Origin of the sequence: Synechococcus sp. UW179B, assembly GCF_900474245.1 — a bacterium.
Taxonomy (GTDB): domain Bacteria; phylum Cyanobacteriota; class Cyanobacteriia; order PCC-6307; family Cyanobiaceae; genus Synechococcus_C.
This window is the reverse complement of record NZ_UCNZ01000009.1, coordinates 32085-45672: the sequence shown is the minus strand read 5'-3', so window position 1 is coordinate 45672 and position 13588 is coordinate 32085. Positions and strand designations below refer to the sequence as shown.

At 55.7% G+C, this 13588-nt stretch carries 12 protein-coding genes and 1 tRNA gene; 9 read left to right on the top strand and 4 right to left on the bottom strand.

Features of this window, described 5'->3' with window-relative positions:
- Window positions 1-4: 4 nt before the first annotated feature.
- Together alr and DXY38_RS04765 are read left to right on the top strand one after the other, a co-directional pair.
- Window positions 5-1186 carry an alanine racemase gene (gene alr / locus DXY38_RS04770; protein WP_115070684.1) on the top strand — a complete coding sequence of 394 codons (1182 nt, stop codon included), beginning with the start codon at window positions 5-7 and terminating at the stop codon, window positions 1184-1186.
- A 38-nt stretch (window positions 1187-1224) separates the two neighbouring features.
- A tRNA-Ser gene (locus DXY38_RS04765) sits at window positions 1225-1313 on the top strand.
- A 513-nt stretch (window positions 1314-1826) separates the two neighbouring features.
- On the opposite strand, the gene DXY38_RS04760 is transcribed toward DXY38_RS04765, so the two are convergent.
- Window positions 1827-2717, bottom strand: a complete 891-nt coding sequence (locus DXY38_RS04760) for a serine hydrolase (protein WP_115070683.1) — start codon at window positions 2715-2717, stop codon at window positions 1827-1829.
- A gap of 17 nt (window positions 2718-2734) precedes the next feature.
- Here DXY38_RS04760 and DXY38_RS04755 point away from each other — a divergent pair, with 17 nt between their 5' ends.
- Both DXY38_RS04755 and DXY38_RS04750 read left to right on the top strand, forming a co-directional pair.
- Entirely contained in the window at window positions 2735-3472 is a 738-nt protein-coding gene (locus DXY38_RS04755) for a C40 family peptidase (RefSeq protein WP_115070682.1), read from the top strand.
- Window positions 3473-3521: 49 nt separating this feature from the next.
- A complete protein-coding gene (locus DXY38_RS04750; protein WP_006854793.1) occupies window positions 3522-4526 on the top strand; it encodes a glycosyltransferase family 2 protein in 1005 nt (334 codons plus the stop codon).
- Here the strand turns inward: DXY38_RS04750 and DXY38_RS04745 are convergent.
- On the bottom strand, window positions 4484-4975 hold the full coding sequence (locus tag DXY38_RS04745; protein ID WP_115070681.1) for a hypothetical protein: 492 nt from the start codon (window positions 4973-4975) through the stop codon (window positions 4484-4486). The genes DXY38_RS04750 and DXY38_RS04745 overlap by 43 nt on opposite strands.
- Window positions 4976-5086: 111 nt before the next feature.
- Between DXY38_RS04745 and DXY38_RS04740 the strand changes: the two genes are divergently transcribed.
- From DXY38_RS04740 to DXY38_RS04730, 3 genes are all read left to right on the top strand, one after another.
- Window positions 5087-5203, top strand: a complete 117-nt coding sequence (locus DXY38_RS04740; protein ID WP_006854791.1) for a photosystem I reaction center subunit VIII — start codon at window positions 5087-5089, stop codon at window positions 5201-5203.
- Between the two features lie 57 nt (window positions 5204-5260).
- Window positions 5261-5752 (top strand): photosystem I reaction center subunit XI, encoded by a 492-nt coding sequence (locus DXY38_RS04735; protein ID WP_006854790.1) that lies wholly within the window; start codon window positions 5261-5263, stop codon window positions 5750-5752.
- 111 nt (window positions 5753-5863) lie between these two features.
- Complete coding sequence (locus DXY38_RS04730) at window positions 5864-9001, top strand: efflux RND transporter permease subunit (protein ID WP_115070680.1); 3138 nt, start codon at window positions 5864-5866, stop codon at window positions 8999-9001.
- 118 nt (window positions 9002-9119) lie between these two features.
- On the opposite strand, the gene DXY38_RS13970 is transcribed toward DXY38_RS04730, so the two are convergent.
- Window positions 9120-9269, bottom strand: a complete 150-nt coding sequence (locus tag DXY38_RS13970) for a hypothetical protein (protein ID WP_244279013.1) — start codon at window positions 9267-9269, stop codon at window positions 9120-9122.
- Here DXY38_RS13970 and DXY38_RS04725 point away from each other — a divergent pair.
- Together DXY38_RS04725 and DXY38_RS04720 are read left to right on the top strand one after the other, a co-directional pair.
- Window positions 9232-10209, top strand: a complete 978-nt coding sequence (locus tag DXY38_RS04725) for a fatty acid desaturase (protein ID WP_371410992.1) — start codon at window positions 9232-9234, stop codon at window positions 10207-10209. The two genes, DXY38_RS13970 and DXY38_RS04725, sit on opposite strands and share 38 nt — an antisense overlap.
- Before the next feature lie 64 nt (window positions 10210-10273).
- Entirely contained in the window at window positions 10274-11227 is a 954-nt protein-coding gene (locus DXY38_RS04720; protein ID WP_115070678.1) for a cupin, read from the top strand.
- A gap of 141 nt (window positions 11228-11368) precedes the next feature.
- Here the strand turns inward: DXY38_RS04720 and psaB are convergent, their stop codons facing one another.
- Window positions 11369-13585 (bottom strand): photosystem I core protein PsaB, encoded by a 2217-nt coding sequence (gene psaB / locus DXY38_RS04715; protein ID WP_006854786.1) that lies wholly within the window; start codon window positions 13583-13585, stop codon window positions 11369-11371.
- Between the last annotated feature and the right edge of the window lie 3 nt (window positions 13586-13588).

Here is a 13588-nt window from a genome sequence, read left to right as displayed (position 1 = left end):
TCGCATGCGAGATCAGATCGCCGACAACCAAAACTCTCCCTGGATTCAGAATCCAGCGGAGGCCAACCCACGCCAGCGCGCCTGGCTAGAGGTGTCGGCTTCTGCCATCGAAACGAATGCCCGTGCTCTAAAACGCCACCTTGGTCCTTCCTGTGATCTGATGGCTGTCGTCAAAGCAGACGGCTATGGCCACGGAGCAGAAACCGTGGCCATAGCCTCTGTTCGTGGTGGTGCCACGAGCTTTGGGGTGGCAACACTCCAGGAGGGGATCGACCTTAGGAATGCAGGGCTTGATCAGCCGGTGCTGGTGTTGGGGCATCTCTCCCAGCCCGATGACCTCAGAGCCTGCCTGCAATGGCGGCTGATGCCTACCCTCAGCAGTATGCGTGAGGCCTTGCTCTGTCAAAACCTGGCGGATAGCAGTGGGCGACGTTTCCCCGTGCAACTCAAGCTGGACACGGGGATGACCCGCCTGGGCTGTGACTGGAAGGAGGGCAACCGGCTGGCCCACGCCATCCAACAGCTGGATCAACTCCACCTTTGTGGCATTTACAGCCACCTAGCCCTAGCGGATGGAGAACGCGACGGACATGCAGGCCAGGTCACCACGCTCCAGGCAGAACGCTTCGAAAGCTTCACACGCGAACTGCGAAGCCCAACCTTGAAGCGGCATCTGGCCAACTCAGCAGGGACCCTGCGGGATTCGCGCCTTCACCACGACCTTGTGCGCGTGGGACTCGCTCTCTACGGTCACTGCCCCAGCGAACATCTCGATGGGATTCTCAACCTGGAGCCTGCGCTGAGCGTTAAAGCCAAAGTGAGCCTGATCCGCGAGGTCCCTCCAGGGGTTGGCGTCAGCTATGGGCATCGCTTTGTCACCAAGCGGCCCAGTCGTCTGGCCGTTGTCAGCATCGGCTACGCCGATGGAGTGAGCCGCTGCCTTTCGGGCCGCATTCATGCGCTGCATGATGGCCACACGCTTCCTCAAGTGGGAGCCATCACCATGGATCAGCTGATCCTCGATGCCACGGAGCACACGGGCCTGGAAAGCGGTGATGTTGTCACCCTGCTAGGCCGCGATGGCGAACAAACCATCAGCCCTCGGTCCTGGGCGGAACTTGCCGATTCCATCCCCTGGGAAGTGCTCTGCAGTTTCAAACATCGCTTGCCGCGCTTAGTGATCTGAGCATTTGGCACACCTCTTGGTAAGATGACCTGGCTGCTGGAGAGGTGGCTGAGTGGTTGAAAGCGGCTCCCTGCTAAGGAGTTACAGGAGGCAACTTCTGTCGAGGGTTCGAATCCCTCCCTCTCCGTTTTAAACAATTCTCTGTTGCCACTTCACTTGACGGTGAATGCAAACATGGAATCCATAGAGATTGTTCACGAAGTACTTCACGCCTTCATGACCGATTCCCAACTCTGATCAAAAAAGTATTATTCAAATCTTTTAAAAGAACCTCTAAAGATTTTCAGGATTCGGCAACTTTCAGCCAAAATCTCCATACCAAGACCCAAGCAGCTACAGACCTGGGAGACAATATTTCTTTACGACTACCTACGCAATAACCATGAGCACGCATCAACCTGATTCACCGCTATGCCGCAAACATCTGTGCGATTCATCAAAGATTTAACTTTCAGATCACCAGTCGAATGAAACCCTTCATCGACCCAAACCAGCGCTTTACAAGCAAGAGATCAAAACAAAATCAATGCAAAGCCATAGCACTTCAAAAGATGCACATATCAGCTAAAAGCTGCAACAACAGCACTATTTCTTACTAAGGCAAGCACTATGAATGCAGGCAATTAATTACTTAGAAGACCTAGCGAAAAGCAGCTAACTCCCTCGCGATCCCCGGCAACAACTGGTTGTCATTGGCACGTTCATGACCCACGCTGAACACCACCAGCATCTGGGCTATGCCCTCAGGATCAGTCCACCAAGCGGCGTCATGCCTGGCCTGACTCATCCATCCGGCTTTGCTCCATAGCCTGCTGTTCTCTGGTAGGCCTTCGCCCAGAAAACCATCTACCTGATTTTCAGGATCAGCGCTCCTCTCGTCCGGATCTAAAGAGCGTGCGAGCGCTGAACGCAGCCGATGACAAGCCGGTGGGGAGAGCAGGCCGTCGGTCATCACCGCCTCTAACAACCGAGAGACGGCAGCAGTTGTTAAGGCATTGCGGTTGCTGTTGTTCTCGCCATAAAACCTCTGTTCCCTCCCATAGGGCCCATCCCCCCAGGTTTTCTGGCAACAGTTCACCCGTTCAAACTCAGCCCAGCCAAAATCCGACAACCACTCATTCACCAATTGACGCTGACGCTGCCAGCTCACCCATGCTTCGCCCTGCAGGTCTGGCCCACTGGAGGTGCCCGTCAGATAGTCCATCACCAATCCAGTGGCATCGTTGCTGGACAGAGCGATCATGTCGTTGACGGCACGCCGTAACTCCGCCGTTTCCAGAAGGAGACCCTTTTGCAGCCAAGCCTCAACCGCAACGGCATAAACCAATTTCACAACGCTCGCTGGATAGAGCGGTTTCTGATCAGCCCAGGCAGCACCAAATCCGCTCCCCGTCGACAGATTGGCTTGGTCGTAACGCACCCAATTCACGGCAATCTGCTCGTGCAATCCAGGGCGGCCCTGCTCAGCGAATCGATCGATCAAGCCGACGAGGTACTCCTGCATCGCCGGCTCGGCACGGTAGAACGCCATAGCACAGGCATCAGTCAATGCCGACCCTAGGCACAGCCCTCACTCCCGAACAGCTGAGCAAAGGAAGCTGTTGGACATTGAATGTGGATGTTCAAGGGTATGCGCGCAGTCATGGCAGCGGCTTAGCGACGCAAGCGTGCGCTGGCAGAGGGTTTCGAGTTCTGGCCGATCCGCCTGCGAGCGCCCATCGCGTCAAAACAGCTTTGCTTGAGGATGGGTACCCCTGTTGGATGGACATCGATGACCTCAAGGGTCAGGCCATAGCGCGCACCAACTGGCGTCCTCGCCTCCTCGATGCAGAGAGCATCCAAAAGCGTCTTCCATTCGTGATTCGTTGGCTGAAGGACGCTGCTCAGATCCCCAATCACTATCTATGGGGGGGGACGATCGGTCCTGATCTCGACTGTTCAGGCCTTGTGCAAACCGCCTTTGCCAGCCAAAGCCTCTGGTTACCTCGGGATGCTTACCAACAGGAACGGTTCTGCAGCCCCGTGGCCGTCCGCCCCGGGAATGATCAACTGCTGCGCCCTGGAGATTTGTTGTTTTTTGGCACGGCACAGCGTTGCACCCATGTGGCCATCCACCTCGGACAAGGTCGCTACATGCATAGTTCGGGGCAGGAGCATGGGCGCAACGGGATTGGCATCGACAGCATCCACCCCTCGGACCAACACCCCGTGGCCTGCCACTACCGATCCGAACTTCGCGGAGCCGGCAGGGTGACGCGCTGCCATGACGGCTCCACGCTTCCTTGAAGAGATCCCTCGATGCCGGATTAAGTTGCTCGCATCGCTCCACATCTGGATGTCTCTGAGCCCAGCAGCACCCTCAAACGCATCCGCAAACGGGGAGAGCAGTCTCGACATATCCGTAGTGGTGCCGCTCTACAACGAAGAGGAGAGCCTTCCCGAACTTGTCGAGCAACTTCTCGCATCCCTGCGGCCCACAGGCGAGCGCTTCGAGCTGGTCCTCGTGAATGATGGGTCGTCTGATCAGACCGCAGCCGTGCTCGCGCAGGTGAGTCAGGAGGTCCCAGAGCTCGTTGGCGTGCTCCTGCGCAAAAACTACGGTCAAACCGCTGCGATGGCCGCGGGGTTTGACGTGGCCCGTGGCCGGGTCATCGTCAGCTTGGACGGCGACTTACAGAATGATCCAGCCGACATCCCCTTGCTCCTGGCGAAGCTGCGGGAGGGCTATGACCTCGTGAGCGGCTGGCGTCACCAACGCCAGGATGCCGAACTCCAGCGCAAGTTGCCCTCGCGCATCGCCAACCGACTGATCGGCAGGGTCACAGGCGTGAAGCTCCATGACTACGGCTGCTCACTGAAGGCCTACGACCGGGCCGTTCTATCGGACATGCGCCTGTATGGAGAGCTTCATCGCTTCCTGCCCGCATTGGCTTTCATCGAAGGAGCACGGATCACCGAGGTGAAAGTGAATCACCGGGCAAGGCAGTACGGCAGCAGTAAATACGGCATTGATCGCACCTTCCGGGTGCTCATGGACCTCCTCACCGTGTGGTTTATGAAGCGATTCCTCACGCGTCCGATGTACGTGTTCGGATTCGCCGGATTGATTGCGATTGCGTTGAGCGTGATTTCCAGCAGCTACCTCCTGCTGATCAAGCTTCAAGGAGCAGATATTGGCAACCGCCCCCTGCTGACGCTGGCGGTGGTTTTGGGGTTGGCAGGCATTCAATTGTTCTGCTTTGGACTGTTGGCAGAACTGCTCATTCGCACCTATCACGAAAGCCAAGGGAGACCGATTTATCGCATCCGCGCAACGTTGCGCGGGGGCCGTACAGATTGAGCAGGAGCAGGGGCAGGGCCGCCACGATGAGGTTCGATTGCGGCAGCTGATAGCTGCACGATGCGTGCGTCCACATCTCGCAGTCCCCTCCTGAGCAGGGGCACGGTGGAGCGATGCCCCCATTCACAGGCGATTTGAATGGCCCTCAAGCGCTCATCCGGATGACCGTGGTTAAAAGCATGCAGCAATTGCTTCCTTAAGGCCATCGCTTGAGCTTCTGAGCAAGGTCTCTGCCAGAGCGGCTCTGCGCTTGCTTCATCGCCGATCGGCTCAGACGCAGGCGACCCGTCGTCAGAGCTTCCATCCACAAGACCAAGTTGCGCTCGGTTGATGGCCGCAACCATGCCTGCATCTGTACTGCTCAGGATTGTTTTGGAGGGACGCCGCCCGAATCCCCACAAAACAAGAACCAAAACAAACGCAGCGCCACCGGCAATGAGCTGATTCATCGGAAAGAAATCGCGAAGACGAAGGATTGAACTTTTATGTCGCCGTCCCGATTGAGGACGGGCCGCATCAAGGGCTTTCTATACAGTAAATAAGGACCTTTTGGCGTCGCCATGACCGGAGAATTCGTCGCTGCCTGGATGCCCTCGGTGTTTGTCCCCCTTGTGGGAATCATGGGACCAGCCGTGGCTATGGCTCTGCTTTTCAATGTGATCGAAGCCACTGACTGATCGGCGGAGACCCCCCAGATCACCTCTGCACATCGCAACCAACTCGCCTTTCCTTCCATGACAGTGACCCCCGTCGCCGATCCCACCGTCGGCAACCTGGCCACACCTGTAAATAGCAGCTACTTCAGCAAGGCCTTCCTCAATGCCTTGCCCGCCTATCGCCCGGCTTTATCTCCCAACCGCCGTGGTCTTGAAATTGGCATGGCCCATGGATTCTTCCTCTATGGACCCTTCACGGTGTGTGGGCCGATGCGCTCAACGGACTACGCCACCACAGCGGGGCTCTTGGCCACGATTGGATTGGTTTCAATCTTGACCATCTGCATGTCGATCTACGGCAGCGCAGGAAATGGACCCAACGTCCAGCCCGCTGACGCCACAATCGACAATCCTCCTGCTGATCTGTTCACCAAAGCAGGCTGGGCTGAATTTGCTAGCGGATTCTGGCTTGGCGGATGTGGTGGGGCTGCCTTTGCATGGTTCCTCACAGGAACGGCCTTGGTCGCACCACTTGTTGATATCGCCGGTGGAGTCTGGAGCGTGGGCTAAGCCTCGCCAACCCATACGTCCACAGACCACCAAAGCCCCGGTTGAGCGGAAACTCGCTCAACCGGGGCTTTCAACTGCCAGGATCAATCTGGTTTTGCAGCAGTTGCCGCCTTGCGGTCCATCTCCCAGCCGTTTCTGCGGCGGCCTGTCCTCACCGTTGTCTGCAGCCTGCTTGTCCTGCTGGCAGGACTTGTGTCGCTGTCTGGCTTGGGCCTGGAAGACTTACCCCAGTTGGCCCCAACCCAGGTCAATGTGACAGCACGCTTCCCTGCTGCATCTCCTGATGTAGTGGAACAGAGCGTCACAACCGTGCTGGAGCAACAGCTCAACGGTCTCAGTGATCTCGACAGCATTCAGTCCACCAGCAGTGAAGGGCAATCAAGGATCAGTCTTCGCTTTAAAAAAGGCAGCCCTCAACTCAACGCGATCAAGGTCCAAAACGAAGTCAATTTGGCGCTGCGCCGATTACCGCAAGCCGTTACCCGCCAGGGGCTGAGCGTGAGTCGCTCCTCTAGCGATTTCCTGATGATCCTGGGCTTTAGTCATCCACAAGATCTCTACGTTCCCACCTTTCTCCCAGGCTGGCTTGAACAGTCGTTCAGAGAGTCGCTCCGCTCGATTACCGGCGTGGGAGACATTCGTGTATTCGGAAGCAGCGAATTGGCCTATCGCCTGTGGATGGATCCTCAAAAGCTGGAGCAAGCCAATCTCACGATTACGGATGTCAGCACAGCGCTTGTCGAGCAAAACGTTCTGGCGGCCATCGGCGCTCTTGGCAGCGCACCGGCTCCACCAGGACAACTTCTCAGCCTTCCCGTCGAAACCGACGGTCGCTTGCGCAGCCAGGGAGAACTTGAAAACCTTGTCATCAAACGATTGGCCAACGGGGGCCTCATTCGCCTCAAAGATGTCGGCCGCGTCAGCCTTGGACAACGCAGTTATGGGAGGGCTGCGATCAATCTGCAGGGAGAGCGCTCCGTTGCCGTAGGGATTTATCAAAGAGATGGAGCGAATGCCCTGGCTCTCAGCCGAAGCATCCGCAGCAATCTCGCAAAACTCGAATCAGGCTTTCCCCCCGGCATCACGATGCAAACCATCGTGGATACGGCCGACACCATCCAGGCCAATCTCGATCGCACCGTCACAACACTGCGCGATGCCGTCCTGCTGGTTTTGGTTGTTTTAGTGCTCTTCCTGGGACGATGGCGTTTAGCCATGGTGCCAGGAATCGCCGTCCCCATTTCGTTGGTGGGCAGCTTGTTGGTGATCCGCCTCAGCGGTTCAGATATCAACAGTTTGAACCTATTCGGACTGATTCTTGCCACAGGCATCGTTGTTGACGATGCCATTGTTGTGAGCGAGGAAATTGCCGATCGCATTGAGAAAGGGGACCAACCCCTAAAGGCTGCTGAAACAGCGATGCAGGAATTGGCCGGGGCAATCGTGGCCACATCCTTGGTTCTTGTGGCGGTGTTCGTTCCTGTTCTGCTGATTCCAGGGTCGATTGGACGCCTCTATGAACCCATTGCCTTGACGATTACGGCCGCCATTGTTTTTTCCACTCTGAATGCCCTCACGTTCACGCCAATGGCATCAGCCAGGGTTCTCACCCCAGGGAATGGGCGCCTGCCAGGACCGATCAGACGACTCAGCGATCGGCTCCGAAAGGCCATGCAGCGCACTGAAGCGCACTACTCACGAACTCTGCGCAAGCTGTTGAATCGCCCCAATTGGGTGGGCCTCGTCCTCATCATTAGCTTGATGCTCACGGGAGTCGTCCTCAGCAACACGCCGACAGCCTTTATCCCCAACGAAGACCAGGGCCAGATTCGCGGTTATTTCACATTGTCGGAAGGCGCCAGCCTGGAACGAAGCGTGGCAAGCATGGAGGCCATTCGCGCTGTCATTGAGCAGGAGCCCCTGATCCGGTCAGGGAACTTCTACGCAGGAAGTTCGTTTGGTCAAAGCGGGGAAGATAAGGGCTCGTTCTACCTCAGATTGAAGCCATTACAGGAGAGAGGCGGAGCAGAGCAAAGCGATCAAGCCATCAAGCGTCGACTGCAAAAAGCCCTGAACCGCTCGATCAGCGATGCCAAAGTTGTGCTGATTACACCGCCAACCGTGCGTGGGTTTAGCGGTGACTCAGCTTTGAATATTGAGCTGCTAGACCGCAGCGCTGGCCAACTGAGCCTGGTCCAATTCGAACAGGTCGCCACGGCCTTTATTGCACGAGCCAAGGAAACGGGGAAATTTGAACGGGTCAGCACGCGTTTTGACGCCAGTGCCCCGAGATGGCGCCTCGTTTTAGACCGCGATCAAATGGCAGCACTGAATCTCCCGTACAGAGAAACCCTGAATTCGATTGGCATGTCCATCGGCGGACGCTATCTCGATGACACCTATGCCGACGGAGAGATTCGCAGCATTTGGATTCAGATGGAGGGCAGCGACCGCAATCGCCCAGAGGACATTCAATCCCTCATGCTCCGAAACCGTGATGGGGAGCTTGTCAGCGCTGAAAGCGTGGCCCGACTTGAAAAAGTTGAGGGGACCGGCTCGATTGATCATTACGCCCTCAACCGATCCATCCGGGTCAGCGCCGTGCCGGCGAAAGGAACAAGTAGCGGACAAGCCATCAACATCCTTGAAGCCACAGGCGAACAAATTGGAGGGGGCAACATTGGTCTTGCTTTTACAGGCCTGGCAGAAGAAGAAAGGGTGGCCGAAGGCGTCACTTGGGCCTTCTTTGGTTTGAGCGTGGTGGTGGTTTACCTCTTGCTCGCTGGTTTGTACGAGAGTTTTCTCGATCCCCTAGTGATTTTGCTTTCAGTGCCTCTTGCACTCCTCGGTGCTCTGATCGGAATCAAACTGCGTGGGCTGCCGCTTGATGTTTACGGCCAGATGGGCCTTCTCGTGCTCGTGAGCTTGGCCGCAAAGAATGGAATTCTGATTGTGGAATTTGCCAATCAGAGGATCCGCGCAGGCCTACCTCTTCGAGAGGCCATCACCGACGCCGCAGAAGAGCGCATGCGGCCCATTGTTTTGACAGCCATTACCTCCTTGGCAGGATTTCTGCCCTTGCTGCTCGCCAGCGGAACGGGATCAGCGAGTCGAATCAGTATCGGCACGGTGGTCTTCAGCGGCTTGCTGATCTCCACACTGCTCTCTCTGTTCGTTGTTCCAGCCGTTTATTTGAGCCTCAAAGGCTGGAGGCAGAGAGCACAAATTCAGCACGCGCAAGGCAATTGACAAACCGGTTGGAGCAAAAAAGAGATAGGTTCTCTGATCAAGCCGATTGCGGCAACCCACGTGGAAGCTGCATGACAACGACCGCAAAGACAATTAGCCAAGACATGGCGCCTAGCAATTACCCCAAACGGATCGACTTCCAACTCGCTCCGTTTATGGCCAGTGATGACCGCATCGCGAGCTGGCAGATCTTCAACACCGTGATTCCCATCATCGCTGTAGCGATCGCGATGGCTGCGGTCACAACATCGTTCAACATCACAGCCATTGTGATGACACCCTTGCTCCTGGTGTTGATGGTTCTGCTGCTCAGTCGCAGCTTCTCCCTGATGCATGACTGCGGACATCAAAGTCTGTTCCGTTCGAAGCGGTCGAATCGAATTGCGGCCTTCGGATTGAGCTTGATTCACGGCATGCCGCAACATCCCTGGTCAAGGGGGCACGCCTTTCATCACAAACACAATGGAAATTGGGACCGCTATCGCGGACCATCTGCTCTCATCACACGCGAACAATACGAAGCGAGATCTCCACGTTCGCAGTGGCTTTATCGCATCTTGCGCCATCCATTGCTGTTATTCCCAGGCGGTTTCTTTTATCTCATCATCAAGCCAAGACTTGCCTTGCTATTGAGCTTCTTTGAATTCATTGGTCATTCCATCAAAAGCACCATCAAGATGGTACGCACTGGGGCCTGGGAATCTCCTCAACAAATTTGCTCAAACTACAAATCGAGCTTCTTCTACACCAGCGGCGAATGTGTCGACATGGTCGCCAACACAGCCGTTGTGGGCCTTTTGTGGTGGTGGATTGGCAGCTCTATTGGCTACGCACATTTTTGGATTCTTTATGCCTTGGTCATGAGTTGCAGTGCCGCAGTGATGATTGCGGTCTTTTTTATTCAACATAATTTCCCAGACTCTTACACAAGCAATGAAGACAACTGGAGCTATTTTCGCGGCGCCCTATCTGGATCCTCCTTCCTGCAAATGCCTGCAGTTTTGAATTGGTTTACCGCCGACATTGCCTATCACCACATCCATCATCTTTCAGAACGAATTCCAAACTATCGATTAAAAGAATGCCATGAAGCAAATATTCACCTAGTAGAGGGTGTTCATAGGCTTTATTTATCTCAAATTGGTGATTGCTTTTCTCTCATCCTTTGGGATAGAGAACGTTTCGAGCTTGTTTCACCTTTCGCCTGAGCTCGAGGCTGACTTCCGAGAATGACGCCACTCATACAATCCCTATCCCATTGATCGATAAGGTATGCGTTCCGTTGAGGCCGGCTCCTTGGTAATTCCCGCATTGCATCAGGCCTCATCTGAGCAAGCCCGTTTTTTTGATTACCGATCCGCTGCAAACCCCCAACAGAGCGGACTGATCTCACCGGTTCCCTATCGGTCGTTTTCGCCGGATTTTTTCGATCAATCCGGCTGTGAGGTTCTTCCTTTAGACCTGAGTGAAGAGCTCGGCTGCACTGGCCCTGCCACCGGTCCTGCTCTTTGCGCCAATTTTGTGCGTCTCGACTGTGGTGATCAACGCACCAGTGCTGTTGCGACAAGTCAGCTGTTTTTCGTCACGCGTGGAGAAGGGGAGACCCAAGCCTGTGGGCAAACATTCCAATGGTCAAAAGGTGACCTTTTGGTGCTGCCTGCAGGAGGCGACGCAATTCATACCAGTCACGAAAAAGCAGGTTTGTATTGGGTGCATGATGCTCCGCTCCTGCGTTACCTCGGAGTAGAGCCAACCCAAGCTCGCTTTGAACCAAGCTTTTACAGCCATCGGGACAGCAAACGGCATCTTGAAGCGATTGCAAACAGCCCTACTGGTGCTCGCGCCAACCGCGTCAGCGTATTGCTGGGCAATAGCCATTTCCCACAAACGCGAACGATCACCCATACGCTTTGGGCCATGCTCGGAATCTTGCCTGCCGGCCAGAGTCAGCGCCCCCATCGCCACCAATCCATCGCTCTTGATTTCGCCGTGGATTGCCAACCCGGCTGCTACACCATGATCGGCACGAAGCTGGATGACAACGGGATGATCATCCATGGGCATCGGGAAGATTGGGTGCCTGGAGCCGCTTTCGTGACACCACCTGGCTATTGGCATTCTCACCACAACGAGTCGGGAGCCGATGCCTACGTTCTGCCGATTCAAGATGCCGGCCTACACACCTATCTACGCACGCTGGACATTGCCTTTAGCGGCGTTAACTAAAGCCAAACAATCAATAGCTTCTGATCTGTTTGTAGCTGGACGGACGATACCCTCACCCGTCCCATAAAAAACCCGCCCGGTAAACCGGACGGGTGAATCTCTGAGAAACGGCTCGTTAGTCAGGCAGAGGTTGGGACTGAATCAGCCAAACTTGCCAGACGTGGAGGCGATCAAGAAGGCGGCGTACGTCAGGATGTACCCGATCGTGAAGTGAGCAAGACCCACAACACGGGCCTGGACGATGGAGAGAGCCACAGGCTTGTCACGCCAGCCAACAAGGTTGGCGAGAGGAGTGCGCTGATGAGCCCAAACGATGGTCTCAATCAGCTCCTGCCAATAACCACGCCAGGAGATCAGGAACATGAATCCTGTCGCCCAAACCAGGTGACCGAACAAGAACATCCAAGACCAAACAGCCAGGTTGTTGCTGCCAAATGGGTTGTAGCCATTGATCAGCTGTGAACTGTTCAGCCATAGGTAGTCGCGGAACCAGCCCATGAGATAGGTGCTGGACTCGTTGAACTGAGCCACGTTGCCCTGCCAAATCGCAAGATGCTTCCAATGCCAGTAGAAGGTGACCCAACCCACCGTGTTCAGAGCCCAGAAGACGGCGAGATAGAACGCATCCCAGGCAGAGATGTCACAGGTACCGCCACGGCCAGGACCGTCGCAGGGGAAGGAGTAACCGAAGTCCTTCTTGTCAGGCATCAACTTGGATCCACGTGCATCCAGAGCACCCTTCACAAGGATCAGGGTGGTGGTGTGGAGACCTAGAGCGATGGCGTGGTGAACAAGGAAGTCACCGGGGCCAATCGGCAGGAACAAGTCATTGCTGCCACGAACACCGTTGATGGCATCCATCCAACCGCCCATGTAGGCCGCGTTGGCATTGGCAGCAGCTCCACCCGCGTTAGCGAGAAGAACATCGAAGCCGTAAATCGCTTTACCGGAAGCAGCCTGGACGAACTGTGCAAAGACAGGCTCAACCAAGATCTGCTTCTCAGGGGTGCCAAACGCCACAACCACGTCGTTATGGACGTAGAGGCCGAGGGTATGGAAGCCCAGGAAAAGGGAGACCCAACTCAGGTGACTGATGATCGCTTCTTTGTGCTCGAGCATCCGAGCCAGGACATTGTCCTTATTGGCTTCGGGGTCGTAATCACGAATGAAGAAGATCGCACCGTGAGCGAAGGCACCACACATCAAGAAGATGGCGATGTACTGGTGATGGGTGTAGAGCGCTGCCTGGGTTGTGTAGTCCTTCGCGATGAAGGCATACGACGGCATCGCATACATGTGCTGTGCAACCAAGCTGGTGATCACGCCAAGAGAGGCAAGAGCAAGACCAAGTTGGAAGTGCAGGCTGTTGTTGATGGTGTCGTAGAGACCTTTGTGACCAGCACCCAGGTTTCCGGGAGTTCCGGTTGGTGGGTTGTGGGCTTCAAGGATCTCGCGGATGGAATGACCGATTCCGAAATTCGTCCGATACATGTGGCCGGCGATCACGAAGATCACGCCGATGGCCAAATGGTGATGGGCGATGTCTGTTAGCCAGAGGGCTTCGGTCTGAGGGTGGAAGCCACCGAGGAAGGTGAGGATCGCAGTGCCTGATCCTTCAGCGGTACCAAAAACCTGACCAGTGGTGTCAGGATTTTGGGCATACACACCCCAATTGCCGGTGAAAAACGGACCCAGGCCAGCTGGGTGAGGCATCACGTTGAGGAAGTTGTCCCAACCAACGTGCTGACCACGGGACTCAGGAATGGCCACGTGAACCAGGTGACCGGTCCATGCGATGGAACTGAATCCAAACAGAACAGCCAGATGGTGGTTCAGGCGGGATTCCGCGTTTTTAAACCAAGCAAGAGACGGACGGAACTTGGGCTGCAGGTGCAGCCAACCAGCGAACAGAGCCCAAGCTGACAGGATCATCATGAAGATGGATCCTTGATACAGCTCGGCATTCGTGGTCATGCCGATCGTGTAAAACCAGTGATAGAGGCCTGAGTAGGCAATATTCACAGGGGAGGAAGCACCCGCTTGGGTAAAGGCATCAATAGCGCCTTGACCGAAGTGGGGATCCCAAATTGCGTGAGCGATTGGGCGCACGTGCAGAGGGTCGGCGACCCACTGCTCGAAGTTGCCCTGCCAGGCGATATGGAACAGGTTTCCCGAAACCCAGAGGCCGATGATGGCGAGATGCCCGAAATGGGTGGAGAAGAGCTTTTGGTAAAGCTTCTCCTCCGTCATTCCGTCATGGCTCTCGAAGTCGTGAGCCGTGGCGATCCCGTACCAGATGCGGCGGGTTGTCGGGTCCTGTGCCAGACCCTGGCTAAACGAAGGAAATTTCGTTGCCATTAG

Bases quoted from the DNA above. Each gene is read 5' to 3' on its own strand.
- DXY38_RS13970 (WP_244279013.1), bottom strand. From the start codon at position 9,269: ATGGCTGTGATGTTGAACGATGTTGTGACCGCAGCCATCGCGATCGCT.
- DXY38_RS04725 (WP_371410992.1), top strand. From the start codon at position 9,232: ATGGCTGCGGTCACAACATCGTTCAACATCACAGCCATTGTGATGACA.
- alr (WP_115070684.1), top strand. From the start codon at position 5: ATGCGAGATCAGATCGCCGACAACCAAAACTCTCCCTGGATTCAGAAT.
- DXY38_RS04745 (WP_115070681.1), bottom strand. From the start codon at position 4,975: ATGAATCAGCTCATTGCCGGTGGCGCTGCGTTTGTTTTGGTTCTTGTT.
- DXY38_RS04750 (WP_006854793.1), top strand. From the start codon at position 3,522: ATGTCTCTGAGCCCAGCAGCACCCTCAAACGCATCCGCAAACGGGGAG.
- DXY38_RS04735 (WP_006854790.1), top strand. From the start codon at position 5,261: ATGACAGTGACCCCCGTCGCCGATCCCACCGTCGGCAACCTGGCCACA.
- DXY38_RS04740 (WP_006854791.1), top strand. From the start codon at position 5,087: ATGACCGGAGAATTCGTCGCTGCCTGGATGCCCTCGGTGTTTGTCCCC.
- psaB (WP_006854786.1), bottom strand. From the start codon at position 13,585: ATGGCAACGAAATTTCCTTCGTTTAGCCAGGGTCTGGCACAGGACCCG.
- DXY38_RS04760 (WP_115070683.1), bottom strand. From the start codon at position 2,717: ATGGCGTTCTACCGTGCCGAGCCGGCGATGCAGGAGTACCTCGTCGGC.
- DXY38_RS04720 (WP_115070678.1), top strand. From the start codon at position 10,274: ATGCGTTCCGTTGAGGCCGGCTCCTTGGTAATTCCCGCATTGCATCAG.
- DXY38_RS04755 (WP_115070682.1), top strand. From the start codon at position 2,735: ATGCCGACCCTAGGCACAGCCCTCACTCCCGAACAGCTGAGCAAAGGA.